Source organism: Acidovorax sp. GW458-11-26-14-TSB4 (assembly GCF_059423865.1).
Genome location: NZ_JBWKYR010000011.1, coordinates 16,531 through 38,681, shown reverse-complemented (window position 1 = coordinate 38,681; position 22,151 = coordinate 16,531). Strand labels below are relative to the sequence as shown.

At 66.3% G+C, this 22,151-nt stretch carries 19 protein-coding genes; 9 read left to right on the top strand and 10 right to left on the bottom strand.

Annotation, left to right across the window (positions count from 1 at the left end):
- Positions 1 to 48 precede the first annotated feature (48 nt).
- Positions 49 to 693, bottom strand: coding sequence for a c-type cytochrome (locus AC07X5_RS20920; RefSeq protein ID WP_409960407.1), 645 nt, complete (start codon positions 691 to 693; stop codon positions 49 to 51).
- Between the two features lie 75 nt (positions 694 to 768).
- Here AC07X5_RS20920 and yihA point away from each other — a divergent pair, with 75 nt between their 5' ends.
- Both yihA and AC07X5_RS20910 read left to right on the top strand, forming a co-directional pair.
- Positions 769 to 1,521: a ribosome biogenesis GTP-binding protein YihA/YsxC gene (gene yihA, locus AC07X5_RS20915; protein ID WP_494771690.1), complete on the top strand. Its 753-nt coding sequence runs from the start codon at positions 769 to 771 to the stop codon at positions 1,519 to 1,521.
- A 56-nt stretch (positions 1,522 to 1,577) separates the two neighbouring features.
- Positions 1,578 to 2,483, top strand: coding sequence for an alpha/beta fold hydrolase (locus tag AC07X5_RS20910; RefSeq protein WP_494771689.1), 906 nt, complete (start codon positions 1,578 to 1,580; stop codon positions 2,481 to 2,483).
- A gap of 8 nt (positions 2,484 to 2,491) precedes the next feature.
- Here AC07X5_RS20910 and AC07X5_RS20905 read toward each other — a convergent pair whose 3' ends face one another.
- A complete protein-coding gene (locus AC07X5_RS20905; RefSeq protein WP_409960410.1) occupies positions 2,492 to 3,358 on the bottom strand; it encodes a lysophospholipid acyltransferase family protein in 867 nt (288 codons plus the stop codon).
- Positions 3,355 to 4,215: a lysophospholipid acyltransferase family protein gene (locus tag AC07X5_RS20900; protein ID WP_494771688.1), complete on the bottom strand. Its 861-nt coding sequence runs from the start codon at positions 4,213 to 4,215 to the stop codon at positions 3,355 to 3,357. The genes AC07X5_RS20905 and AC07X5_RS20900 overlap by 4 nt, the downstream gene beginning before the upstream one ends.
- A gap of 132 nt (positions 4,216 to 4,347) precedes the next feature.
- Here AC07X5_RS20900 and metK point away from each other — a divergent pair, with 132 nt between their 5' ends.
- The 3 genes from metK to AC07X5_RS20885 all read left to right on the top strand — a co-directional run bounded on the left by metK (position 4,348) and on the right by AC07X5_RS20885 (position 6,531).
- Positions 4,348 to 5,529 carry a methionine adenosyltransferase gene (gene metK, locus AC07X5_RS20895; protein ID WP_494771687.1) on the top strand — a complete coding sequence of 394 codons (1,182 nt, stop codon included), beginning with the start codon at positions 4,348 to 4,350 and terminating at the stop codon, positions 5,527 to 5,529.
- A gap of 341 nt (positions 5,530 to 5,870) precedes the next feature.
- Positions 5,871 to 6,056, top strand: a complete 186-nt coding sequence (locus tag AC07X5_RS20890; RefSeq protein ID WP_494771686.1) for a DUF1328 domain-containing protein — start codon at positions 5,871 to 5,873, stop codon at positions 6,054 to 6,056.
- A gap of 19 nt (positions 6,057 to 6,075) precedes the next feature.
- Complete coding sequence (locus tag AC07X5_RS20885; protein ID WP_494771685.1) at positions 6,076 to 6,531, top strand: hemerythrin domain-containing protein; 456 nt, start codon at positions 6,076 to 6,078, stop codon at positions 6,529 to 6,531.
- 28 nt (positions 6,532 to 6,559) lie between these two features.
- Here the strand turns inward: AC07X5_RS20885 and AC07X5_RS20880 are convergent, their stop codons facing one another.
- Positions 6,560 to 7,801, bottom strand: a complete 1,242-nt coding sequence (locus tag AC07X5_RS20880; RefSeq protein ID WP_494771684.1) for a diguanylate cyclase — start codon at positions 7,799 to 7,801, stop codon at positions 6,560 to 6,562.
- Positions 7,802 to 8,119: 318 nt separating this feature from the next.
- Here AC07X5_RS20880 and AC07X5_RS20875 point away from each other — a divergent pair, with 318 nt between their 5' ends.
- From AC07X5_RS20875 to AC07X5_RS20860, 4 genes are all read left to right on the top strand, one after another.
- Complete coding sequence (locus tag AC07X5_RS20875; protein ID WP_494771683.1) at positions 8,120 to 8,974, top strand: cysteine hydrolase family protein; 855 nt, start codon at positions 8,120 to 8,122, stop codon at positions 8,972 to 8,974.
- A 61-nt stretch (positions 8,975 to 9,035) separates the two neighbouring features.
- Positions 9,036 to 10,226, top strand: coding sequence for a nicotinate phosphoribosyltransferase (gene pncB, locus AC07X5_RS20870; protein ID WP_494771682.1), 1,191 nt, complete (start codon positions 9,036 to 9,038; stop codon positions 10,224 to 10,226).
- Between the two features lie 18 nt (positions 10,227 to 10,244).
- Entirely contained in the window at positions 10,245 to 11,945 is a 1,701-nt protein-coding gene (locus AC07X5_RS20865; RefSeq protein ID WP_494771681.1) for an NAD+ synthase, read from the top strand.
- Between the two features lie 14 nt (positions 11,946 to 11,959).
- Positions 11,960 to 13,006: a bifunctional nicotinamide-nucleotide adenylyltransferase/Nudix hydroxylase gene (locus AC07X5_RS20860; RefSeq protein ID WP_494771680.1), complete on the top strand. Its 1,047-nt coding sequence runs from the start codon at positions 11,960 to 11,962 to the stop codon at positions 13,004 to 13,006.
- Positions 13,007 to 13,062: 56 nt separating this feature from the next.
- Here the strand turns inward: AC07X5_RS20860 and AC07X5_RS20855 are convergent, their stop codons facing one another.
- From AC07X5_RS20855 to AC07X5_RS20830, 6 genes are all read right to left on the bottom strand, one after another.
- Positions 13,063 to 14,586: a methyl-accepting chemotaxis protein gene (locus AC07X5_RS20855; RefSeq protein ID WP_494771679.1), complete on the bottom strand. Its 1,524-nt coding sequence runs from the start codon at positions 14,584 to 14,586 to the stop codon at positions 13,063 to 13,065.
- A 250-nt stretch (positions 14,587 to 14,836) separates the two neighbouring features.
- Positions 14,837 to 16,093, bottom strand: a complete 1,257-nt coding sequence (locus AC07X5_RS20850; protein WP_409955812.1) for a Zn-dependent hydrolase — start codon at positions 16,091 to 16,093, stop codon at positions 14,837 to 14,839.
- Between the two features lie 15 nt (positions 16,094 to 16,108).
- Positions 16,109 to 17,560, bottom strand: a complete 1,452-nt coding sequence (gene hydA / locus AC07X5_RS20845; RefSeq protein WP_494771678.1) for a dihydropyrimidinase — start codon at positions 17,558 to 17,560, stop codon at positions 16,109 to 16,111.
- A gap of 59 nt (positions 17,561 to 17,619) precedes the next feature.
- Positions 17,620 to 19,077 (bottom strand): NCS1 family nucleobase:cation symporter-1, encoded by a 1,458-nt coding sequence (locus AC07X5_RS20840; protein ID WP_494771677.1) that lies wholly within the window; start codon positions 19,075 to 19,077, stop codon positions 17,620 to 17,622.
- A gap of 209 nt (positions 19,078 to 19,286) precedes the next feature.
- Entirely contained in the window at positions 19,287 to 20,594 is a 1,308-nt protein-coding gene (preA, locus tag AC07X5_RS20835; protein WP_494771676.1) for an NAD-dependent dihydropyrimidine dehydrogenase subunit PreA, read from the bottom strand.
- 40 nt (positions 20,595 to 20,634) lie between these two features.
- Positions 20,635 to 21,987: an NAD(P)-dependent oxidoreductase gene (locus tag AC07X5_RS20830; protein ID WP_494771675.1), complete on the bottom strand. Its 1,353-nt coding sequence runs from the start codon at positions 21,985 to 21,987 to the stop codon at positions 20,635 to 20,637.
- Between the last annotated feature and the right edge of the window lie 164 nt (positions 21,988 to 22,151).

Sequence of the window (22,151 nt, the reverse complement as noted above, 5' to 3'; positions counted from 1 at the left end):
TCCGTACAGCCCGTGCTATGCGGGCCGCACTTGATGGGGATCAGTCAATCAGCGCAGGCCGGCGATGTAGTCCGCCACGGCCTTGATTTCGCGGTCGTTCAGCTTGGCAGCCACCTGGGTCATCTGCAGGCTGTTGGCGCGCTTGCCATCGCGGAAAGCGACGAGCTGCGTGGCCGTGTAGTCGGCGTGCTGGCCGGACAGGCGCGGGTACTGGGCTGGAATGCCGGCACCGTTGGGGCTGTGGCAGCCAGCGCAGGCCGCGATATTGCGATCGGCAATGCCGCCGCGGTAGATGCGCTCGCCCAGCGAGACCAGGGCCTTGTCCTTGGCGAAGCCGGGCTTGGCCGCCTTGGAAGTCACCCAGTACGCGATGTTCTTCATGTCCTCGTCCGACAGGGCCATGGCAAAGCCCTTCATCACCGGGTCGTTGCGCTTGCCCGACTTGAACTCCTGCAGCTGCTTGACCAGGTACTCGGGGTGCTGCTGCGACAGCTTGGGGTTGGCCGCGATGGCCGAGTTGCCGTCTGCGCCGTGGCAGGCAGCGCACACCGCGGTGAAGCTCGCCTCGCCCTTGACCAGGTCAGGCTTGGCTGCCGCCTTGGGCGGCGCAGCGGGTGTCTCGCCCGCGGAAAAGGCCGGAAAAGCAGGTGCTGCCAGCACGGCAGCCATCAGCATAGAGGCGAGCAACTTCATATCGAGGGTCTGTGTGTTTATGTGCGCAAATCTCCGCGATTCTACAATGAGGCCCCACTCGCATCTCAAGTACTCATGACGACCACCCCTATCGCGCCAGTTGCTGGCTCTCTTCCGCCCGCACCCGACGCCAAGATCGCCATGGGTTGGATGCACACGGCCAGATTCCTCACCACGGCGGCGCAACTGCACCACCTGCCCCCCATCACGGTGCCGGAGATTGCCTTCGTGGGCCGTTCCAATGCCGGAAAATCCACCTGCATCAACACGCTGACCCAGCAAAAACAGCTCGCATTCGCCTCCAAGAAACCCGGCCGCACCCAGCACATCAACCTGTTCTCTCTGGGAAAACAGGGCGTGATGGACGCCGTGCTGGCCGACTTGCCCGGCTATGGCTATGCCGCCGTCTCGCGCTCGGACAAGGTGCGCTGGCAGCAGGTCATGGTCAATTACCTGGTCAGCCGCCCCGGCCTCACGGGCATCGTGCTGCTGTGCGACCCGCGCCTGGGCCTCACCGAACTCGACGAAGCCCTGCTTGAAGTGGTGCGCCCCCGCGTTGAAGAAGGGCTCAAATTCCTCATCGTGCTCACCAAGGCCGACAAGCTCACGCGGGCCGAGCAGGCCAAGGTGCTGTCGATTACGCGACTGCATGCTGGCGGTGGCGAGGTGAAGATGTTCTCGGCCCTGAAGAAACAGGGCGTGGACGAGGTGGCCCAGTTGCTGTGGCAATGGGCCCACCCGGTGCCGGGTGCCGAGCCGGCCGCCGGCGATGCGAACCCTGTGCCCGACGCTGCCAGCGCCGACGCCCAGGAACCCGAGGAAGACTGAGCAGCAGCGTCGGGCCCATGCGCGCTGGCTGCTACACCAATGATAGCAACAGCACCATGATCCAGACCCGCACCATCACCCTGCCCCATGGCACCACCCTGCAGTGCCGCGAAAGCGGCACCGCCGGCCGGCCGGTCCTGCTGTTCCTGCACGGCTTTCCCGAAGGTGCCTTCATCTGGGACACCCTGCTGGCCCATTTCGCCCGGCCTGAGCATGGTGGCTACCACTGCCTGGCACCTTACCTGCGCGGGTTCGGCCAGTCCAGCAGCCCCGCCGAGGTAGAGGCCTACCGGGCCAAATACCTGGTGCAGGACCTGGTCGCCCTGGTCGCGGCCGTGAGCCCCGGCCAGCCGCTGGAATGCCTGGTGGCCCACGACTGGGGCGGCGCCGTGGCCTGGAACCTGGCCAACCAGCAGCCGCAGCTCATGAAGCGGCTGGCCATTGTCAATTCGCCGCACCCCGGCACCTTTCTGCGAGAGCTGCAGCACAACCCGGCGCAACAGGCCAACAGCCAGTACATGCATTTCCTGTGCAGGCCCGACGCCGAGGCCTTGCTGGCCGAGAACGACTTTGCGCGCCTGTTCGCCTTCTTCGACGATCCCGAGGGCCGCGCGCCCGCCTGGCTGACCGAAGAGATGCGCGCCCAGTACCGCGCCCTGTGGCAGCAGGGCCTGACGGGCGCCTGCAATTACTACCGAGCCAGCCCTTTGCGCCCGCCGCGCGGCGAAGACAACACCATCGCCAGCATCAGCTTGCCCGACAGCATGCTGACCATTGCGCTGCCCACCCTGGTGGTCTGGGCCATGCAGGACCCCGCCCTGCTGCCCGGCCTGCTCGATGGCCTGGGAGACTGGATTCCCCGGTTGCAGATCGACCGCGTGGAAGGTGCCTCCCACTGGGTGGTGCACGAGCAGCCCGAGCGCGTGAAAAGCGCGCTGGCGCGCTTTCTGGGCGCGGGCTGACTCAGCGCTCAGTACATGGAAGGGTCGCCCTCGGGACGTGTCTTGAAGCGCTTGTGCACCCAGTAGTACTGCCCCGGCGACACGTCGATGTACGACTGCAGGTTGCGGTTCATCAAGGCCGTATCGGCCTCGGCATCCTCGGTAGGGTAGTTGGGCCAGGCTGGCGAGATCTCGGCCACATAGCCTGTGGGCGTGATGCGCGTGACCATGGAGATCACCTTGGCTCGGCCCAGCCGGGCAAAGCGCGAGAGCGAGGGCACGGTGGCCGCGGTGACCCCGTAGAACGGCACGAACAGCGAATCGTTGCGCCCGAAATCCATGTCGGGCAGCAGGTACAAGAGGCCGCCCTTGCGCAGACCGCTCAGGATAGGCTTGACGCCATCGCCCCGGTTGAGCATGCGCACGTTGCCAAAGCGCTGGCGCCCGTTGCGGATCCACATGTCCACCGCCGGGTCGGGCTGCGGCGTGAAGATGGAGGTGAAGGCCCGGTCGGTGTGCAGGGTGAGGGCCGATCCCCCCGCGTCCATGCCATAGAAATGCGGGGCAAAAATGATGGTGGGGGTATCGCCCAGCAATTCGTCCAGCGCACCCAGCAGCTTCACGCGCTGGAGCACCGTCTCGCGCGGCGCGAACCACAGCCAGCTGCGGTCCAGCCAGGTCTGGCAAAAGCCGACAAAACTTTCGCGCGCCCACCGGCGACGCTGGGCCTCGGTGAACTCCGGGAAGCACAACTCCAGGTTGCGCAGCGTCACCCTGCGCCGCGGCGCCGCCAGCAGGTACAGCGCCTGGCCGATCAGCCAGCCCATGCCCCGCAGCACGCGCAGGGGCAGCAAGGCCAGCACGCGCATGAACCACACCCCGAGACGGCCCGTCATGCGCCCTCTCCGACAGCAGGGGCTACAGCCTCCCCACGGGGTTCCTTGTAGCGGCCGTAGCCCCACAGGTACTGGTCGGGCGACTGTCGTATCAAATGTTCCATGGCCTGGTTGATCTGCAGCAATGCGGTGTCGGGGTCTTGCGCCAGCGGCGCGGCGGGAAGGGGTTCGAAATGCACCACGTAGCCACGGCCCCAGGAAAGGCGTTCGCAGCGCACCAGGACCACGGCCGCCCCCGTCTGGTGGGCCAGGCGCACGGCCAGCGTCATGGTGTAGGCATCCTTGCCGAAGAAAGGGCTCCACTGGCCTTGCCCGTGGGGCGGTACCTGGTCGGGCAGCAGGCCCACGGCCTCGCCCCGGCGCAGCGCCTTGATCATCTGGCGAACGCCCGAAAGATTGGTCGGCACGGCCAGCATGCCGGGCCGGTTGCGCGCCGTCTCCATCACCTTGGCCAGCCAGGGCTGACGCGCAGGACGGTAAAGCACGGTGATCGGGCCATGCTCGGCACTCCAGCGCTGCGCGGCTGCCTGGGCCGAGAACTCGAAACAGCCCAGGTGCGGCGTCAGGTACAGGATGCCACGGCCCTGGGCGTAGGCCGCCTCCACGCAGGCACCGCCCTCGATGCGAAACGGCAGCGGTGCCCCCAGCCACAGGCGCGGCAGCTCGGCCACCATGCGGCCCGCATGGCCGATGGCGGCGCTCACCTCACCAAAACGGTAACCGGCCAGCGCGGCATTGGCGCGAAAGCGGCCGCGGTAGATCGGAGAGGCCAGAAATGCCACCCAGCCCATGGCTGCGCCCAGGCCATGGAGCAGCCACAGTGGAAACACGGAAAACAGACGGAACAAAGATGGCATTAAAATGACGGGGTCGCTGAGTTAAATGAGCAACTTGCAGGGCGACGTTAAATATTTCTGCTAAAGCGTTCGCCAAAGCTCCTTCGGGGTGAGGGCAACGCCCCAAATGCCGGAACACAGGAGTTTATTCAAATGGCGAACGACTTTCTCTTCACATCGGAATCCGTCTCGGAAGGCCACCCCGACAAGGTGGCCGACCAGATCTCGGACGCGATCCTCGATGCCATCTTCAAGCAGGACCCGCGCAGCCGCGTCGCCGCCGAAACGCTGACCAACACCGGCCTGGTGGTGCTGGCGGGCGAAATCACGACCAACGCCCATGTGGACTACATCCAGGTGGCGCGCGACACCATCAAGCGCATCGGCTACGACAACACCGACTACGGCATCGACTACAAGGGCTGCGCCGTGCTGGTGGCCTACGACAAGCAGTCGAACGACATCGCCCAGGGCGTGGACCAGGCCAGCGACGACCACCTGAACACCGGTGCCGGCGACCAGGGCCTGATGTTCGGCTACGCCTGCGACGAGACGCCTGAGCTGATGCCCGCGCCGATCTACTACGCCCACCGCCTCGTGGAACGCCAGGCCCAGCTGCGCAAGGACGGCCGCCTGCCTTTCCTGCGCCCCGATGCCAAGAGCCAGGTCACCATGCGCTACGTGGACGGCAAGCCCCACAGCATCGACACCGTGGTGCTCTCCACCCAGCACCACCCCGACCAGAGCGAAACCGCCAAGACGATGAAGAAGAGCTTCGTTGAGGCCGTGATCGAAGAGATCATCAAGCCCGTGCTGCCCAGCGAGTGGCTCAAGGACACCAAGTACCTGATCAACCCCACCGGCCGTTTCGTCATCGGCGGCCCGCAAGGCGATTGCGGCCTGACCGGTCGCAAGATCATCGTCGACACCTACGGTGGTGCCTGCCCCCACGGCGGTGGTGCCTTCAGCGGCAAGGATCCAACGAAGGTGGACCGCTCGGCCGCCTATGCCGCCCGCTACGTGGCCAAGAACATCGTCGCCGCCGGCCTGGCACGCCAGTGCCAGATCCAGGTGGCCTACGCCATCGGCGTGGCCCGCCCCATGAACGTGACCGTCTACACCGAAGGCACGGGCGTGATCCCCGACGACAATATCGCCGCACTGGTGCAGGAACACTTCGACCTGCGCCCCAAGGGCATCATCCAGATGCTGGACCTGCTGCGCCCGATCTACGAAAAGACCGCCGCCTACGGCCACTTCGGCCGCGAAGAGCCCGAGTTCACCTGGGAAAGAACTGACAAGGCTGCGGCACTGCGTGCCGCAGCCGGGCTGTAAGGCCTGCCGCGCGGCCAGCGCGGTTTGGCAGTTCTTCGGCGCAGGCTCATATCGCGCAGCGATGTGAAGGCCCAAAGGGTCGCGCCAAAGCGGCGGCACTGCGTGCAGCAGCAGGGCGGTAAGCCCTCCGCGCGACCAGCGCAACCCATTCATCAAAAGCCGCAGCGCTCCGCGCTGCGGCTTTTTTCATTCCCATGCAGGCAAACCCACTGCCAGGCAGCAGCATCGGCGCCCTCCTACATCCTCACTCCCTCCCAGCCGACGAATCCACCCTGGGCACCCCGGTATCGTTCAGTCACACCCTTCCGCAGCCACCGCTGCATCCACTGCAAGGAACCACCATGCTCAAGTACGCCATCATCTTTGCCCTGATCTCGCTGGTCGCCGGCGCCCTGGGCTTCACCGGCGTGGCGGCAGGCGCTGCCGGCATTGCCAAGGTCCTGTTCGTGCTGTTCCTGGTGCTGGCCATCCTGTTCGTGGTGCTGGCCGCCATCGGCGTGGGCGCCGCACGCAAGGCACTGAAATAAGAGCCCGGGGACTTGCACCATGAGCGACCCGAACATCTTCGAAGCCCTGCGCGAAAGCCACGAGCTCCAGCGCGATTTGTACCGCCGCCTGACCGAGACCAGTGGCGATACGCCCGAGCGGCATGAATTGTTCACGCAGCTCAAGACCGAGCTGGCAGCCCATGAACTGGCCGAAGACCGCAACTTCTATGCACCGCTGATGCAGCTAGACGCCGGCATGGACCTGTCGCGCCACGCGATTTCGGAGCACCACCAGATCGATGAGCTGGTGGAATCACTGGAAAAGGCTGACCCTGCCACCCCTGCCTGGCTGCCCCTGGCGAAAAAACTGGCCGAAAAGGTGGAGCACCACCTCAAGGAAGAAGAACATCGCTTCTTCCAGATGGCCGGCAAGCTGCTGACGGACAAGCAGAAGACTTCTTTGGCCCGCGACTACCTGACCGACTACGACGAGGCCAAGGCTGCCACGGCCTGACCGTTCCGTGGCGTTGCAGGCGGCAGGTTCAGACCGCGTCCTTGGCCTGCACCACACAGTTGCGGCCGCTCGACTTGGCCACGTACAGCGCCGTGTCGGCGCGCTTGATCAGCGCGTGCGCATCTTCCACCTGGTTCCAGGTGGCCACGCCGAAGCTGGCGCTCACATGGCCCACCGCATCAAACGGCACGCTGGCGATGCGCGCGCGCACCGCTTCTGCCATGGCCATGGCGGCGTCCACCGGCGTTTCCTTGAGCAGCAGGATGAATTCCTCGCCACCAAAACGCGCCGCGCAGTCGGAAGAACGCAGCAACTCGCGCACCCGCAGGGCGGTGGCCTTGAGCACCACGTCGCCCGAATCGTGCCCGAAAGTGTCGTTGATGCGCTTGAAGAAGTCGATGTCGAACATCACGACCGACAGGCTGCTCTTCTTGATGCGCGTGTCGGCCATCTCGGTTTCCAGCCGCTCGAAGAACTTGCGGCGGTTGACCAGGTCGGTCAGGAAGTCCTTGGTGGCCAGGTCTTCGAGCTTGCGGTTCAGGCGCGCCATGGGCTCAATCACCAACGAGGACAGCGACAGGTTCAGCACCGCGAACAGCAGCAGAAAACTGCCGGCCAAGGCCGTCATCACGGTGTTGAAGGTTGTGCGCGCCTTCTCCAGCGGGTAGAACATGGGCACCCGCACCACCTGGATGCCAATGGTCTCATCCATCTTCCAGCCAAAGCCGTTCTTGTCGCCGTAGATCTTGAGCATGGTGGGCGGCGCAGCAGTGGGCGTGCTGTGGCAAGCCAGGCACTGCGTCTGCTTGATGGTGATGGGGCGTGCCACGTACAGCGTGCGGTGCATGCCCTCCCCCACTTCGCCCGTGACTTCCTTCTTGAGGTCGGCCCGGCCCTCGCGGAAGTCCTTGACGATGCGCTCCTCCCACTCGTTGGCCCGGTCGCGCAGGTTGGTGGGGTTGAGAACCGCCTCCTTGTATTCATAGCCCGGAAAGCGGCTCTGCAGCCGGCGCAGCGTTTCGGTGGCCGCATAGGCCGGCACCGTCTGCGGCAGGAACTGCTCCGCCAGCGTCACGTCCAGGTGCGGCTTGACCAGCTCGGTGGTGTAGTCGCGGATGGCCATGGCCGCATGCATCATGAGCTGCGAGTTGTGCTGCACCTCCTCGATCGCCGCTTTCTGCAGGAAGCGGTGCACGTACAGGCCCGTGCCTGCCGCCGCCACCAGCAGCACGCAGGCCAGCACCAGATTGAATTTGAGCCGCAATGACATGGATATCCCCCGTAGCCGAATGTAGTCAGCATGTGTGACGGATGGCAAGCAAACCTTGGCAGCCAGCGGCGCACCCCATCGTGGTCGTGTGCTGCCTACTCCAGCCCCCCAAGGTCCGTTGCAGCAAGGCACAAAGTTTTCGTTTGTGCCAGATTTCTCCCAAGCGGTCCAATGAATTAAGCCCGGCAGGTGCAGCGGCGGCGCTGGCCCACCGGCGATGCATGCCCTGCCCGCCAGTCCTCCACCTGGCGCCAACCATCTTAGTTGCATAATTAAATTAACTGATTTACACTGCAGCAATCGACAAGGAGAAGAGCCATGGCACTAAGCACCCAGCTTCTGGTGATCGACCCGCAAAACGACTTCTGCGACCTGCCTATCGCGTGGCAACCCACCAATCCGGCCACGGGCCTGCGCACGGCGCCCTCGCTGCCGGTCGCGGGCGCCCATGCCGACATGCAGCGAACAGCAGCCTTCATCCGCGCCCACGGCGCGGTGCTGGACGGCATCACCATCACCCTCGATTCGCACCAGCAGTTCGACATCGCCCACCCTGGCTACTGGCAGCAGGCCGACGGGCAGGCCGTGTCGGCCTTCAGCCCCATCACTGCGGCGCAGGTGCGCGCCGGCGCCTTCGCGCCCCGCAACGGCGCCCTGCTGCCAAAAACCTTGAAGTACCTCGACACGCTGGAGCAGCAAGGCCGCTATACCCTGATGGTGTGGCCGGTGCACTGCGAGGTCGGCAGCTGGGGCCAGGGCGTGCACGCCGAGGTGCTGGACGCCTGCGGTGCATGGCAGCAGCAGCGCCAGCGCGCGGTACGCAATGTCTTCAAGGGCACCAACCCCTTCACCGAGCACTACAGCGCCATCGAGGCCGAGGTGCCCGATGCGGACGACCCCGACACGGCCCTCAACACCCGCCTCCTGGCGGCCCTGGGCACGGCCGACCGGCTGTTCATCGCCGGCGAGGCCAGCAGCCACTGCGTGCGCGCGACCACCGAGCACATCGTGCAGCACCTGCCCCGATTGCAACCGGGCTGGACGCCTGCGCGCATCACCTTGCTGACCGACTGCATGAGCCCCGTGGGCGGCTTCGAGGCCCAGCACACCGCGTTTCTCGATGCCATGCGCGCCCAAGGCGTGCAACTGGCCCGCAGCACCGACGATTTTTAGAACGTGTTTACGATCTTTTCGAAGCCGCGAAAAGATCGTAAACACGTTCTAAGGAGCTTCCATGTCCGACCACGTCATTCACAGCCTGCTCGATACCGACCTCTACAAGTTCACCATGTGGCAGGCCCTGCTGCACGGCCACCCGCAGACGCAGAGCGAATACCGTTTCGTCTGCCGCAACCAGAGCGCTTACCCGCTCACCGAGTTGCTCGAAGAGGTGAATGCAGAGCTCGACCACCTGTGCACGCTGCGCTTCAAGCCCGATGAACTGGCCTACGTGGGCGCCCTGCGCTACATCAAGAGCGATTTCATCGACTTCCTGCGCATCTTCCAGTTCCAGCGCGGCTTCATCGAGGCATCGGCCGAAGACGGTCAGCTGCACATCGTGGCGCGCGGCCCACAGGTGCATGTGATGGGCTTCGAGATCTTCGTGCTGGCCATCGTCAACGAGTTGTACTTCCGTCGCTTCGACCCCGCTACGGCGCTTGCCGAAGGGCGCAGGCGCCTCGCCATGAAGGTACAGACGCTCAAGGACCTGGCACGGCAGGCCACGCACCGCCACCCCTTCGAGCTGTTCGACTTCGGCCTGCGCCGCCGCTACAGCGGTGCCTGGCAGCGCGAGGTGGTGCAGGCCTTCGCCCAGGAAACTCCGCAGTGGTTCAAGGGCACTTCCAACGTGCTGCTGGCGCGCGACCTGGGCCTGGTGCCCATCGGTACCATGGCGCACGAATACCTGCAGACCTACCAGGCCCTGGGCGTGCGGCTGCGCGACTTCCAGAACACGGCGCTGGAAGAATGGGTAAAGGAATACCGGGGCGACCTCGGTATTGCGCTGACCGACACCGTGGGCATGGACGCCTTCCTGGCCGACTTCGACCTGTACTTCGCCAAGCTGTTCGACGGCCTGCGCCACGACTCGGGCGACCCGGTGGCCTGGGGCGAGAAGGCCCTGGCCCACTATGCGCGCCTGCGCATCGACGCGCACACCAAGCGCCTGGTGTTCTCCGACGGGCTGGACCTGCCGCGCGCGCTGGCGCTGTACCAGCACTTCGGCGACCGCACGCAACTGGGCTTCGGCATCGGCACCAATCTCACCAACGACATGGGGCAGACGCCACTGAACATCGTGATGAAGCTCACACGCGCCAACGGCCAGCCCGTGGCCAAGCTCTCGGATACGCCCGGCAAGACGCTGTGCGACGATGAGACCTTCCTTGCTTATCTCCGCCAGGTCTTCAACGTGAAGGCGTAAGCAATCCCGAGGATTTCCATGCTCCGCATCACCCTTGCACAACTCAACTTCACCGTCGGCGACATTGAAGGCAACGTCACGCGCATGGTCGCTGCCGCGCGCCAGGCCGCCAGCGAGCAGGCCGATCTGGTGGTCTTCACCGAACTCGCGCTGTGCGGCTACTACCCGGGCGACATGCTCGACGAAAGCGCCTTCCAGCAGCGCGTGGCCGCCGGGCTGGCCGCGCTGCAGCAGGCATCGGCCGAGCTGCCAGGCCTGCACTGGGTGGTGGGTGCGCCCACGCCCGCACAAGGGCCCGGCAAACGCCTGCACAACAGCCTGCTGGTGCTGCAAGCCGGCGAGGTGCGCCTGCGCTACGCCAAGCAGCTCCTGCCCACCTACAACATCTTCGACGAACGCCGCCACTTCGAGCCAGGCCCCGACGTTGCTAAGGTGCTGCGCATCGGCAATGCCCAGGTGGGCCTGCTGATCTGCGAGGACGGCTGGAACGACAGCGGCGCCGACTACGCTACCAACCCTTTCGACCGCATGCGCGATGCCGCACCCGATCTGGTGGTGAGCATCAACGCCAGCCCCAGCCACATCGCCAAGCGCGAGCAGCGCCACCAGATCTTCGGCGACGCCTCGCGCCGCAACGGCCTGCCCATCCTGTACGTGAACCAGATCGGCGGGCACGACCAGATCGTGTTCGACGGCGCCTCGTTCGCGGTGGAGCCCGAGGCCGGCCTCGTCTTCGAGGCCCGGCGCTTCGTGGAAGACGTGCGCACCCTGCAGTTCGACAACGGCCGCTTCCTCACGGCCGAAGGTGACAAGCCCGAACCCGTGCCCGCGCAGGGCCTGCCCACGATGGAGTTCTACCGCCAGCAGATCGTGCTGGGCCTGTCGGACTACGCCCGGCGCTGCGGCTTCAGGCAGGTGGTGGTGGGCAGTTCGGGCGGCATCGACAGCGCCCTGACCCTGGCGCTGGCCGCCCAGGCGCTGGGCCCCGAGAATGTGGTGGGTGTGACCATGCCCTCGCGCTTTTCGTCGAGCGGATCGGTCGACGACTCGGTGGCCCTGTGCCGCAAACTGGGCGTGCGGCTGCACACCCATCCCATCGCCGAGCTGGTGGCGGGCTATGCGCAGCAGTTCGAGGCAAGCTTCGGCCAGGCGCTGCAGGGCCTGCCGCTCGAGAACCTGCAGGCGCGCATCCGCGGCACCATCCTCATGGAGTATTCCAACGCATTCGGGCACCTGCTGCTCACCACGGGCAACAAGTCGGAAATCTCGGTGGGCTACTGCACGCTGTACGGCGATACCAACGGCGGCCTGGGGCTGATCGGCGACCTGTACAAGACGGAGGTGTTCGCCCTTTCGCGCCACATCAACGACCACGCCGGGCGCGAACTGATCCCCGAGGCCATCATCGGCAAGGAGCCCTCGGCCGAGCTGGCCCCCGGCCAGCGCGATGTGGACAGCCTGCCTCCCTATCCTGTGCTGGACGAAGTGCTCAAGCTGCTGATCGAGGGCGACCGCCTGGCCCCCTCAGAGTACGATGCCGCACGCGCCTTCCTGCAGCAGCTGGAGCAGCAGGCCGATGGCCGCGCCCTGGTTCAACGGGTGCGTATGATGGTCGCCCGCAACGAATACAAGCGCCGCCAGGCACCACCCATCGTGCGCGTGCGCGCCCGTGCGTTCGGCAGCGGTCGGCAGATGCCGATAGCGGCCCGCTACGTCTGATCCAATAGAGCCCCATGTACGACACCGCCATTTACATCGGCCGCTTCGAGCCGGTCCACCAGGGCCACATGGCACTTTTGCAACGTGCTCTGGACAGCGCACGCCACGTCATCGTGGTCATGGGCTCGGCCTGGCAGGCCCGCTCACCCAAGAACCCCTTCACCGCCGCCGAGCGCGAACAGATGCTGCGGGCGGCCCTGCCCGAGGCCGACCGCGCCCGCCTCCAGGTGCTGCCCGTGCGCGACTACTACAACGAAGCCATATGGGTACAGGCCGTGCTCGAGGGCGTGGCCCGCATCGCACCCGAGGCCGGCCGCATCGGCCTGGTGGGCCATTTCAAGGACGCGACCAGCAGCTACCTGAGCGCCTTCCCGGGATGGGAGCTGATCCACATGGAGCGCCAGGGCAACATCGACGCCACCGCCATCCGCGACGCCTACTTTGGCGCCACGCCCGACACGGCGCGTGCGGGCCTGGCGGATCTGCAGGGCGAGATGCCTGCCAGCACCCTGGCTTTTCTCGAAGCCTTTGCCCAGACGCCGCATTTCCCGGCGCTGCAGGAAGAATGGCGCATGCTGCGCCGCTACCGCGAAGCCTGGTCCGCAGCGCCCTACCCGCCGGTGTTCGTGACGGTGGACGCCGTGCTGCGCTGCCAGGACCATGTGCTGCTGATCCGCCGCGCCCACGCCCCCGGCAAAGGCCAGTTGGCCGTGCCCGGCGGCTTCATCGAGCAGCGCGAGACAGTGTGGCAGTCCTGCCTGCGCGAGCTGGTGGAAGAAACCCACTGCAACCTGCCCGAGGCCACCATGCGCGCCGCGCTGCAGGCCGTGGCCGTGTTCGACCACCCGGACCGCAGCCAGCGCGGTCGCACGCTCACGCATGCGCACTACTTCGACCTGGGCAGCGCCCCGTTTCCCAAGGTACAGGCCGATGACGATGCGCAGCAGGTGCAATGGACGCCGATCAGCGAATTGGCCAGCATGGAAGAGGCATTCTTCGAGGACCACTTCCACATGCTGGACCACTTCCTGGGGCTCACCGGCTCCGCCCAGCCCGCATAGCACCTGGAAACGACAAAGGCAGGGCGAGCCCTGCCGCTGTAAAGGCCCGAGCGGGATCAAGCCACGCGGAACTGCCCCACGGTCTGCGCCAACGCCACCGCCTGCTGGCTCAGCGACTGGGCCGCCGCCAGGGCCTCCTCGACCAGCGCGGCGTTCTGCTGCGTGCCCTGGTCCATCTGCGAAATGGCCTGGTTGACCTGGGCGATGCCGGCGCTCTGCTCGCCGCTGGCGGCGCTGATCTCGGCGACCATGGTGGTCACGTTCTTCACGCCCTCGACCACATCGCGCATGGTCGACCCCGCCTGCTCCACGAGCTGGGTGCCCATGCCCACCTTGGCCACGGAATCGTCGATCAGACCCTTGATCTCCTTGGCGGCGGCGGCACTGCGCTGCGCCAGGCTGCGCACTTCGCTGGCCACCACGGCAAAGCCGCGACCCTGCTCTCCGGCACGCGCCGCTTCCACCGCGGCGTTGAGCGCCAGGATGTTGGTCTGGAAGGCGATGCCATCGATGACGCTGATGATGTCCACGATCTTGCGCGAGGACTGGTCGATGGAGCCCATGGTGCCGACCACCTGCTGCACCACGTCGCCGCCGCGAACCGCCATGTCGGAGGCGGCGCGTGCCAGTTCGTCGGCGCGGCGCGCGTTGGCCGCGTTCTGCTGCACGGTGGAGGTCAGTTGCTCCATGGAAGCTGCCGTCTCCTGCAGCGCGCTGGCCTGCGACTCGGTGCGGCCCGACAGGTCGCCGTTGCCGGCTGCGATCTCGGCCGAGGCGGTGTTGATCGAATCGGTGCTGTCGCGCACCTGGCGGACCAGGTGGGCCAGGTTGTCGCGCATGGCGCGGATGGCATGCAGGATGCTCGTCTCGTCGCCCGGCAGGGTGACCACCTCCACGGCCAGGTTGCCCTCGGCGATCTGGGTGACCACCTCGGCTGCGTACTGGGGCTCGCCGCCGAGCTGGTGCACCAGCGTGCGCAGCATCTGCCAGGCCATGAGCGCGACGATGAGCATCAGCACGGCGCCGATGGACAGCAGGATGGCGGTGTTGCGCCAGAAGGCCTGGTCAATGTCGTCGATGTAGTCGCCAAAGCCGATAGTCCAGTCCCAGGGCTCGAACTTGATGATGGCGTAGAGCTTTTCGACCTCGTCCTTGGCGCCCGGGCGCGTGCCCTTGGCGATCACGGTGCCGATGGTCTTGCCTTGCAGCGCGGCACGGTAGCGCACGCCGGCTTCCTTGCCACCCTTTTCATCGACGATGCCGATGCGCTTGGGATTGGGGTGCACATAGTTCACGTCGTTGGTGAAGCCGCGCACGAAGAAATACTTGTCCTTCTCGACAAAGCTGCCGATGTTGCTGCGGGCCTGCTTCTGCGCGTCCTCGCGCGACAGCGCCCCGGCTTTTTCCTGCTCGTAGGACTTCTGCGCTGCAGCGTGGGCCAGCACCACCAGGTTGGACAACTGTGCGGTGCGCTCTTTCATCATCGACTGGTACAACGTGGTCAGGGCCACGGCGGACAGCACGACCAGGCCCAGCAGGGTGGCCGCGCACAGCCAAAGAATCCGGGTTCGCAATTTCATGGACGGGCGCTCTCTTTCAGGATACGGAACAAGACGTAACCAGAAGATACACCCGCATTGCCCAATTTTTAATCAAAACCCCGGTCTGTCACGGCTTTGTCATATTTGAACGATAGGCGCAGCAGCCTGCAAGGCCGCATGCACAAAAGCGGCGACGCCAGGACGGCTTCCCCAGCCTCAGTAAAAGTGGCAAATGTAAAGCCCGCCTGGCGTGTCGCGCAGCCACAACGCCGGCGGGCATTGGGTGGGATCAGGTACCCGCCCGCTCAAGCATCGCATGCAGCAGCACATTGCAGCCCGCGGTGATGTGCTCGGGCTTGGCGTCCTCGATCTCGTTGTGGCTGATGCCGTCCTTGCAGGGGATGAACACCATGCCGGCGGGCGCCAGGCGCGCCATGTACACCGCGTCATGCCCCGCGCCGGAAACGGCCGGCATGTTGGAATAGCCCAGCTTGGCCGCAGCGCGCGCCACGGCATCCACGCAGTCGGCATGGAACACCTGGGCCGGGTAGGCCGAGACCTGCTCGATCTTGATCGCCAGGCCCGTGTCGGCGCTGAGCTTGGCGGCCACGGCGCGGATGTCCTGGTCCATGCTTTCGCACAGTGCATCGGTGGCGTTGCGCAGGTCGATGCTGAACTTGACCTGGCCCGGGATGACATTGCGGCTGTTGGGGTGCACGTGCACCATGCCCACCGTGCCGCGCCCGTGCGGCGGGTGGCGGTGGGCGCAGGCCACCACCTCCTGCATGAGGTGAGTGGCGACCTGCAGCGCATCCTTGCGCAAGGCCATGGGCGTAGGGCCGGCATGGGCCTCCATGCCGGTGACGGTGCAGTCGTACCAGCGGATGCCGAGCACGCCGGTCACCACGCCGATGGTCTTGTCGTGGTCCTCCAGCACCGGGCCCTGCTCGATGTGGGTCTCGAAGTAGGCGCCGATGGGGTGGTCGCCCGGCACCTGGTCACCGATGTAGCCGATGCGTTCGAGCTCGCCCTTGACGGTCTTGCCCTCGGTGTCGGTGGCGGCATAGGCATGCTCCAGCGTGAAGGCTTTGGCGAACACGCCCGAGCCCATCATCACCGGCACGAAGCGCGAGCCCTCTTCATTGGTCCAGAAGGCGACCTCGATCGGTGCCTCGGTCTCGATGCCATGGTCGTTCAGGGTGCGCACCACCTCGATGCCGGCCAGCACGCCATAGTTGCCGTCGAACTTGCCGCCCGTGGGCTGGGTGTCGATATGGCTGCCGGTCATGATGGGCGGCAGGCTGTTGTTGCGCCCGGGGCGGCGCATGAAGCCGTTGCCGATCTGGTCGATGGTCACGCTCATGCCCGCTTCGCGTGCCCAGCGGGTCACCAGGTCGCGGCCCTGCTTGTCCAGGTCGGTCAGCGTCAGGCGGCACACACCGCCTTTGGGCGTGGCGCCGATCTGCGCCAGTTCCATGAGCGAATCCCACAGGCGCTCGCCGTTGATGCGCAGGCTGTCGATGTCGGTCTTGACTTTGGTATCCATGGTGCTCTCCATCGGTTAGCGGGCGACTGCGGTGGGGGCCAGGTCCTGGGCGCGCTTTTGCACAGCCTGGAACTGGGGACCGAAGGCCGGGCGCTTGAGGTAACGGCCCTTGCCCTGCTCGGCGCGCAGGTCTCCGTTGGCAAAGACCACCCGGCCCTGGCTTACCGTGTGGCTGGGGATGCCGCGCACGGTGCGACCCTCGAAGATGTTGAAGTCGCCCTTGCTGTGCTGGGTCTTGGCCGAGAAGGTCTTGGTGCCCTCGGGGTCCCACAGCACCAGGTCGGCATCGGCGCCCTCGCCGATGAAGCCCTTGCGCGGGTAGATGTTGAACAGCTTGGCGGCATTGGCCGAGGTGATGGCCACGAACTCGCTGGGCGTGAGGCGCCCGGTGTTGACGCCGCCGTCCCAGATGGCCGCCATGCGCTCCTCCACGCCGCCCGTGCCGTTGGGGATCTTGGCAAAGCTTTCCTTCCCCATGGCCTTCTGCGCGGCGCAGAAGGTGCAGTGGTCGGTAGCGGTGGTGTGCAGCTGGCCCGACTGCAGGCCGCGCCACAGGGCCTCCTGGTGGCCCTTGGGGCGGAATGGCGGGCTCATCACGTAGGCGGCGGCCGTGGCGAAGTCGGGGTCGCGGTACACGCTCTCATCCACCAGCAGGTGCCCCGCCAGGACCTCGCCGTACACGCGCTGGCCGCGCGCGCGGGCGCGGGCAATGGCGTCGGCCGACTCCATGCAGCTCACATGCACCACATAGATGGGCACGCCCAGCACGTCAGCAATCGCGATGGCACGGTTGGCGGCCTCGGCCTCGACCATGGGCGGGCGCGACAGGGGGTGGCCCTCGGGCCCGGTGATGCCCATCTTGGCGACCTCCTGCTGCAGCAGGTACACCAGCTCGCCGTTCTCGGCGTGCACCGTGGGCATGGCCCCCAGCTCCAGCGCGCGCTTGAAGCTGTTCACCAGGGTCTCGTCGTCGCACATGATGGCGTTCTTGTAGGCCATGAAGTGCTTGAAGCTGTTCACGCCCTCCTCCTGCACCAGGGTGCCCATGTCGGCGCGCACCTGCTCGCTCCACCAGGTGATGGCGACGTGGAAGCTGTAATCGGCCGCGGATTTTTCGGCCCAGCCGCGCCACTTGCGGTAGGCATCCATGATGGGCTCCTGCGGGTCGGGGATCACGAAATCGATGATGCTGGTGGTGCCGCCCGCCAGGGCTGCGGCGGTGCCGGTGAAGAAGTCGTCCATGGTGACGGTGCCCATGAACGGCAGCTGCATGTGGGTGTGCGGGTCGATCCCGCCGGGCAGCACGTACTGGCCGCTGGCGTCCAGCGTCTGCGCGCCTGCCGGGGCCTGCGCAGCCGCGTCCTCCCCGACGGCCACGATGCGGCCATCCACGCACAGCACATCGGCGCGCTGTTCGCGGTCGGCGTTGACCACGGTGCCACCGCGGATGACAAGGGTTTGGCTCATGGGGACTCTCCTTCAGGGTTGCAGGAAGCCCCGCCACGCGGGCGGGGCCGGTCATCACGTCATTGCTTCTTCGCGGTCAGGTAGTAATAGGCACCGGCGACGGCCAGGCTGAAAAACCAGCCAAAGTCGAACAGCGACTGCAGCAGGCCGGGCACCGAGCCCTTGTCCACAACGCCCGACACCGCCAGGTAGCCAGGCAGGCAGGGCAGCACGCCCAGAAAGAAGGCTACCAGCGCATGCACGTTCCAGCCATTGCTGTACTCGTACTCGCCGCCACGGCGGTACAGGTCGTCTACCTTCAGGTCGGTCTTGCGCACCAGGTAGTAATCGACCAGCAGGATGCCGGCGATGGCCCCCAGCAGCGTGCCGTAGCCGCCCAGCCAGGTGAACAGGTAGCCGCCCGAAGTGGCCAGCAGCTTCCAGGGCATGAACAAGAGACCGATGAGCGCTGCGATCAGCCCCCCCATGCGAAAACTGATCTTCGACGGCGCGATCTGGCTGAAATCGTACGAAGGAGACACCAGATTGGCAGCCACATTGGTCGTAAGGTTGGCCAGCAGGATCACCAGCAGGCCGATGCCGGCCGCCACGCTGCCCATCTGGGTGAGCAGGCCGTCGGGGAACAGCTGCGCCTTGCCGTAGAGGATGGCAGAGGCGGAGAAGCCGATCACGCCCACCATGGAGAACAGGGCCATGGGAATGGGCAGGCCGATGGCCTGTCCGATGACCTGGTCCTTCTGCGAACGCGCAAAGCGCGTGAAGTCGGGGATGTTGAGCGCCAGCGTCGCCCAGAAGCCCACCAGGCCCGTCAGGGCCGCCCAGGTCTTGGGCCCGCCCTCCACCACCTTGGCCGGCAGGTTGAAGAGCTGGCCGGAAGGCACCTTCATCATCAGCACCACGACGAGCAGCACCGAGGCGCCGATCATCAGCGGCGCGGCGATCACTTCGAGCAGGCGGATGGATTCGGGCCCCTTCCAGATGAACCAGATGTGCACCGCCCAGAAGGCCAGGAAGCACATGAACTGCGAGGTGCTGATGGTCTGCCCATCGGCCGGCCCCGCCAGGCCCATGCCCAGGATGTTGAGAAAGCCGTGCAGCGCCAACGCGCCGAAATAGCAGTTGATCGAAAACCAGCCGCAGGCCACCAGGCCGCGCAGCACAGCCGGCAGGTTGGCACCCTTGACGCCGAAGGAGGCCCGCGCCAGCACCGGGAAGGGCACGCCGTAGCGCGGCCCCACGCGGCCGATGAGCACCATGGGGATGAGCACGATGCAGTTGGCCAGGAACACCAGCCACACCGCCATCTGCCAGGTGAAGCCCTGGTCCAGCATGGAACTGGCCATGGTGTAGGTGGGAACGCAGACCACCATGCCCACCCAGAGAGCGGCATAGTCTTTCCACGTCCAGTGGCGCTGGGCCGCCGTGGTGGGGAGCAGATCCTCGTTGGCGAGCGGATTGGACGCTGCGCCGGGCGGATGCCCCGCCATATGGGCGGCGCTGCCGGTACTGTGGTTCATATGCCTGTACTCCTCTGTGAAAGATTTACTTCGGGGGGGTTGCACACAAGCCATTGCCAGTTCCGGCACTCCGGGTCCGGGCAGATGGCGGACGGGAACGGGGTCACCACGCTCCGGGAGAAGCGAGCGATGCTATCGGCGGGCAGCATGCCGCGCCAGATGCAATGCAACACCGCGTTGCGATTGCGCACACCGCCCCGTCCCTCTTTTCAAGCCGCCACGCGCTGGGGATTGTTCGGGTGCGTGGTCCAGTTCGCATACTCGCCCGTAACCACCTTGCCGGTGCGCGCATCGACCTCGCCCGGTTCCAGGCTGCGCAGCGTGATGCATTCAGGCACGGGGCAGATGGAGACGCACAGGTTGCAGCCCACGCACTCGGCGTCGTTGACCTCGAACCTGCGCACGCCGCCCTCCTTGCTGAAAGTGATGGCCTGGTGCGAGGTGTCCTCGCAGACCACATGGCAGCGGCCGCACTGGATGCAGGCGTCCTGGTTGATGACGGCCTTGTCGATGTGGTTGAGATTGAGGTTCTTCCAGTCCTTGACAGTGGGAACGGCCTGCCCCTGGAAGTCGGCGATGGTCGCGTAGCCATGCTCGTCCATGAAATTGGACAAGCCGTCGCACATGTCCTGCACGATCTTGAAGCCGTAAACCATGGCCGCCGTGCACACCTGCACCGTGCCGCAGCCCAGCGCGATGTACTCGGCCGCGTCGCGCCAGGTGGTGATGCCGCCGATGCCGCTGATGGGCAGGCCGGCGGTCTGCGCGTCGCGCGCGATCTCGGCCACCATGTTCAGGGCGATGGGCTTGACGGCCGGGCCGCAATAGCCGCCGTGCGAGCCCCAGCCGTCGGTGCTGGGGCTCATGACCATGCGGTCCAGGTCCACGCCCATGATGGAGTTGATGGTGTTGATCAGCGAGACCGCGTCGGCCCCGCCGGCTTTGGCAGCGCGTGCCGGGTGGCGCACATCGGTGATGTTGGGCGTGAGCTTCACGATGACCGGCAGGCGGCTGTAGTGCTTGCACCAGGCCGTGACCATCTGGATGTACTCGGGCACCTGGCCCACGGCGGCGCCCATGCCGCGCTCGCTCATGCCGTGCGGGCAGCCGAAGTTGAGCTCGATGCCATCGGCCCCGGTGTCTTCCACCATGGGCAGGATGTTCTTCCAGCTCTGCTCCTCGCAGGGCACCATGAGCGAGACGACCATGGCGCGGTCGGGCCAGTTGCGCTTGACGCGCTTGATCTCCTCCAGGTTGGTGTGCAGCGGCCGATCGGTGATGAGCTCGATGTTGTTCAGCCCGATCACGTGCCGGTCCTGCGACATCAGCGTGGAGTAGCGCGGGCCGTTGACGTTGACGACCGAGGGGTCCTCGCCCAGGGTCTTCCAGACCACGCCGCCCCAGCCGGCCTCGAAGGCGCGGGTGACATTGATCTCCTTGTCGGTGGGCGGCGCCGAGGCCAGCCAGAAAGGATTGGGGCTGGTGATGCCCAGGAAGTTGCTGCGGATATCGGCCATGGTGGGGTGCTCCGATGGATAGCGATGGGGGAGGAAAGGCTCAAGCGCCGATCAGCGTGGTGTGGATGGAGACGGCGGCCACCTTGCCGTGCTCCACGGCCTCCACGGTCAGGTCGCGCCCGCCAGCGCGGCAGTCGCCGCCGGCCCATACACGCGCCAGACTGGTGCGGCCCTCGTCGTCGGTGGCGATGCGGCCACCCGTGAGTTGGATGGCCTGGCCCACGGGCTCGGGCACATAGGTCTGGCCGATGGCCTTGAGCACCATGTCGGCCGGGATCACAAAGGTCTCGCCCGTCTCCACCAGCCGGCCGCCCTCCATCGCCGTGGCGGCAAAGCGCACGCCGGTGACGGCGCCATCGGCGCTGAGCACCTCCTTGGGCGCGGCGAAGTGGCGGATGGTGACGCCATTGGTCTGCGCCCATTCCTGCTCCACATGGGAGGCGGACATGCCGTCCGCCCCGCGGCGGTAGGCAATGGTCACCTCTTCGGCACCGAGCTTGCGCGCCTGCACGGCGGCGTCCACCGCCGTCATGCCACCGCCGATCACCACCACGCTGCGCCCCACGGGCAGGGTGGAGAGGTCAGCCGTCTGGCGCAGCTCTGCAATGAAGTCCACCGCATTGCGCAGGCCCGTGGCCGTGGGTTCGGCAATGCCCAGCGCATTGACGCCCGCGAGGCCCAGGCCCAGGAACACCGCGTCGTGGCTGGCCAGCAGGCTGTCGAGCGTGATGTCGCGGCCCAGCAGCTGGTGCGTGCGCACCTCGATGCCGCCCACGGACAGCAGCCACTCGATCTCCTTCTGGGCGAAGTTGCCGGTGGTCTTGTAACTGGCCAGGCCGTATTCGTTGAGGCCGCCGAGCTTGGGGCGGGCGTCGAACAGCACCACGTCGTGCCCGCGCACGGCCAGACCGTGGGCGCAGGCCAGGCCCGCAGGGCCGGCACCGACCACGGCGATGCGCTTGCCCGTGGGCGCCGCGCGCTGGAACAGCGGAGCGCCGGGCTTGGCGAAGAAGGCGTCGGTCGCGTAGCGCTGCAGCGAGCCGATCTCGACCGGCTTGTCCTCGTTGGTGTTGCGCACGCAGGCCTGCTCGCACAGCACCTCGGTGGGGCAGACGCGGGCGCACATGCCGCCCAGGGGGTTGGCTTCCAGGATGGCGCGGGCCGCGCCACGGTTGTTGTCCTGCGCGATGCGGTGGATGAAGGAGGGGATGTCGATGCCCGTGGGGCAGGCCGTGGCGCAGGGCGCATCGTGGCAGTAGTAGCAGCGCTCGGCCTCGATCAGCGCCTGCGGCCGGGTCAGCGGAGGGTGGGCGTCGCCGAAGCGCACGGCATAGTCGGCCAGGTTCAGGCGTGCGGCATGAATGCCGCAGGCATGGCTTGCGGGTGTGTCCATCAGGTTTCCTCCGGAAGGGTCGGGGTGGGGTGTGCGGCCGGGGCATGGCCGTGCCGTGCGGGCGCCGGGCGGGTGCTCCGCCAGCGCCAGGATCCTGCGCACGGGGTGTGCGCGGCGCCTGCCAATGCAGGGCGCGCGCGGAATGCACCAGGGCATGCCGCCGC

Coding starts and splice junctions, on each gene's coding strand:
- AC07X5_RS20920 (WP_409960407.1), bottom strand. CDS start 693: ATGAAGTTGCTCGCCTCTATGCTGATGGCTGCCGTGCTGGCAGCACCT.
- yihA (WP_494771690.1), top strand. CDS start 769: ATGACGACCACCCCTATCGCGCCAGTTGCTGGCTCTCTTCCGCCCGCA.
- AC07X5_RS20910 (WP_494771689.1), top strand. CDS start 1,578: ATGATCCAGACCCGCACCATCACCCTGCCCCATGGCACCACCCTGCAG.
- AC07X5_RS20905 (WP_409960410.1), bottom strand. CDS start 3,358: ATGACGGGCCGTCTCGGGGTGTGGTTCATGCGCGTGCTGGCCTTGCTG.
- AC07X5_RS20900 (WP_494771688.1), bottom strand. CDS start 4,215: ATGCCATCTTTGTTCCGTCTGTTTTCCGTGTTTCCACTGTGGCTGCTC.
- metK (WP_494771687.1), top strand. CDS start 4,348: ATGGCGAACGACTTTCTCTTCACATCGGAATCCGTCTCGGAAGGCCAC.
- AC07X5_RS20890 (WP_494771686.1), top strand. CDS start 5,871: ATGCTCAAGTACGCCATCATCTTTGCCCTGATCTCGCTGGTCGCCGGC.
- AC07X5_RS20885 (WP_494771685.1), top strand. CDS start 6,076: ATGAGCGACCCGAACATCTTCGAAGCCCTGCGCGAAAGCCACGAGCTC.
- AC07X5_RS20880 (WP_494771684.1), bottom strand. CDS start 7,801: ATGTCATTGCGGCTCAAATTCAATCTGGTGCTGGCCTGCGTGCTGCTG.
- AC07X5_RS20875 (WP_494771683.1), top strand. CDS start 8,120: ATGGCACTAAGCACCCAGCTTCTGGTGATCGACCCGCAAAACGACTTC.
- pncB (WP_494771682.1), top strand. CDS start 9,036: ATGTCCGACCACGTCATTCACAGCCTGCTCGATACCGACCTCTACAAG.
- AC07X5_RS20865 (WP_494771681.1), top strand. CDS start 10,245: ATGCTCCGCATCACCCTTGCACAACTCAACTTCACCGTCGGCGACATT.
- AC07X5_RS20860 (WP_494771680.1), top strand. CDS start 11,960: ATGTACGACACCGCCATTTACATCGGCCGCTTCGAGCCGGTCCACCAG.
- AC07X5_RS20855 (WP_494771679.1), bottom strand. CDS start 14,586: ATGAAATTGCGAACCCGGATTCTTTGGCTGTGCGCGGCCACCCTGCTG.
- AC07X5_RS20850 (WP_409955812.1), bottom strand. CDS start 16,093: ATGGATACCAAAGTCAAGACCGACATCGACAGCCTGCGCATCAACGGC.
- hydA (WP_494771678.1), bottom strand. CDS start 17,560: ATGAGCCAAACCCTTGTCATCCGCGGTGGCACCGTGGTCAACGCCGAC.
- AC07X5_RS20840 (WP_494771677.1), bottom strand. CDS start 19,077: ATGAACCACAGTACCGGCAGCGCCGCCCATATGGCGGGGCATCCGCCC.
- preA (WP_494771676.1), bottom strand. CDS start 20,594: ATGGCCGATATCCGCAGCAACTTCCTGGGCATCACCAGCCCCAATCCT.
- AC07X5_RS20830 (WP_494771675.1), bottom strand. CDS start 21,987: ATGGACACACCCGCAAGCCATGCCTGCGGCATTCATGCCGCACGCCTG.